Annotated in this window: 3 protein-coding genes; all 3 read left to right on the plus strand. The window is 69.0% G+C overall.

Features of this window, described 5'->3' with window-relative positions:
* Nucleotides 1-972, plus strand: a 972-nt coding sequence (locus FDN03_RS15725; RefSeq protein WP_212743923.1) for a hypothetical protein, incomplete at its 5' end; no start/stop codon positions are given.
* Nucleotides 973-1,012: 40 nt separating this feature from the next.
* Complete coding sequence (locus tag FDN03_RS16510; RefSeq protein WP_171021291.1) at nt 1,013-1,156, plus strand: hypothetical protein; 144 nt, start codon at nt 1,013-1,015, stop codon at nt 1,154-1,156.
* An 86-nt stretch (nt 1,157-1,242) separates the two neighbouring features.
* Nucleotides 1,243-1,809: hypothetical protein (locus FDN03_RS15730; protein WP_212743924.1), on the plus strand; the 567-nt coding region annotated here is incomplete at its 3' end.

A 1,809-nucleotide genomic window follows, 5' to 3' on the forward strand; every position in this document is an offset into this window, starting at 1 on the left:
GGGGCTGGTGGCCGTGACCTCGGAATGTGGGAAGGCTGCTTCTTCCGGTACACAACCAGCCCGAAGATGGTGCTGCACCACTCGAAAGTCGTGAACCGGATTGTGAAGAACCGTGAGAAGAAGATGAGGGAGAACGGCTGGCGGGTGTGGCAGCCTTCCGCCACCGACCCGATTCTCTTCATCGTCGTCGACGAAATGGCCACTTTCGGTTCCAGCCCCTACGGCATCGACATCGCCGACAACGTGGGACAGTCCGCGAAGAAGAACCGTGCCGTCGGCGTCGTCTACCTCACCACCACCCAGTACGCGATGGGCCTCAACGCCCTCGGGAACGACGTGCTACGCGGCATGCATAACCGGTTCCAGTTCCGCGACCAGGATGGCGGCGCTTCGCTTCTGGAGGAGCAGTACCGCAAGCCGATCCCCAGGGACGCCCACGGCACCTTCTACGGGGAGTCCTACGGCGAGACCCGGAAGGTTTCGGCCACCGCCATCTGGACCCCGGACGAGGAGCGCGCGGAGATCGTCGCCAAGTGGGCTGGCAGGCAGACCCGGATCGACGCCGAGTGGGAGCAGGCCGAGCGGGAAGTCCTCGGCACCGCCCATCCCGGACCGGAGGCTCCCAATCCGCCGGTCGACGAGACCCCGGCCGCACCTGACAGCGACGACACGGTGGATGGCGAGGTGCTCATCGTCCAGGACATGACCTTCGAGCCGATCCGGGACCTGCCCGGGCGCCGCAGCGAGATGGCGTTCGACGAAGCCGACCGGGCGTTCAAGGACCTGCTGCGCACCGCCGGCCGGGCCACCCACGAAGAGGTCCAGCAGTTGACCGGCTGGCGGCGCGGCAAGGTCCGCGAGTTCCTCATCGCTCCGGCGATGGACGCCGGCTGGCTCGACTTCGAAGACGAAGACGGCACCCGCTACTACACCCCCGTACCTGAGTGGCTCGAAGCCGAACGCGGCGAGTAGCAGACCCCTCACCACCACATCCCCACTGGAGGAGACCCTCATGTTCGTTCTCATCGCCGCCCTGATGCTCACCGCGATCGGCGGCTCCTGCTGGTTCATCGCCACCGTGAAGCAGCACGACGCCGACACCGTCGCACGGTTCAACGCCAAGCGGGGACTCGACCTCGACAAGGACACCCCGTGATCGTCATCGGGTTCGTCGTAGCCGCCCTCCTCGCCATGCTGCTACTCGCCGCCGTCGGCCTCCTCTAAATCCCGGAAGGACCACCTGTGCCCACCACACGCCCCAGCGGGGGCCAGCACTTCGGCGGCTGGACTGCCCCCACCCGGCCGCCCCGCGGCGAATCCCGCCGGGCCCGCGGCTGGCAGGCCGCCGCAACCCACCTCGGCCAAGCCCTGCGCCGCGCCCGCCGCGTCGACATCGAGGTGGATCCGCGGCGGGACCGCACCGCCCTCGGACTGCTCGTCGCCACCGTCATCACCGTCGTCGCGGTCTGGTTCCGCTCCGGCGGGCCCCCGGGCGCCGGGCTCGCCGGAGCGCTCCGCACCCTGATCGGCGTGTTCGCCGCTGTCATCCCCGTGTTGACGTTCGCCGGTATGTGGCAGGCCGCCACCATGCCGGCGAACGGCCGCACCCCAACCCGCAAGGCTGTCGGATGGCTGCTCCTTGCCCTCGGCACGTTCGGTACCGCGCATCTGATCCACCGCCGGTCTGGCGGATCGGTCGGCCAGATGGCTGCCGCCGCACCCGTGCAGATCGCCGGGCACAGCCTGGCCGGGCTGATCCTGCTCGGCTGCGGCGGTCTCGGCCTGCTACTCGTCGCCGGGCAGCCGATC

Origin of the sequence: Glutamicibacter sp. V16R2B1 (genome assembly GCF_005774635.1) — a bacterium.
In the GTDB taxonomy this organism is placed as follows: Bacteria; Actinomycetota; Actinomycetes; order Actinomycetales; family Micrococcaceae; genus Glutamicibacter; species Glutamicibacter creatinolyticus.

Coding starts and splice junctions, on each gene's coding strand:
- FDN03_RS16510 (WP_171021291.1), top strand. CDS start 1,013: ATGTTCGTTCTCATCGCCGCCCTGATGCTCACCGCGATCGGCGGCTCC.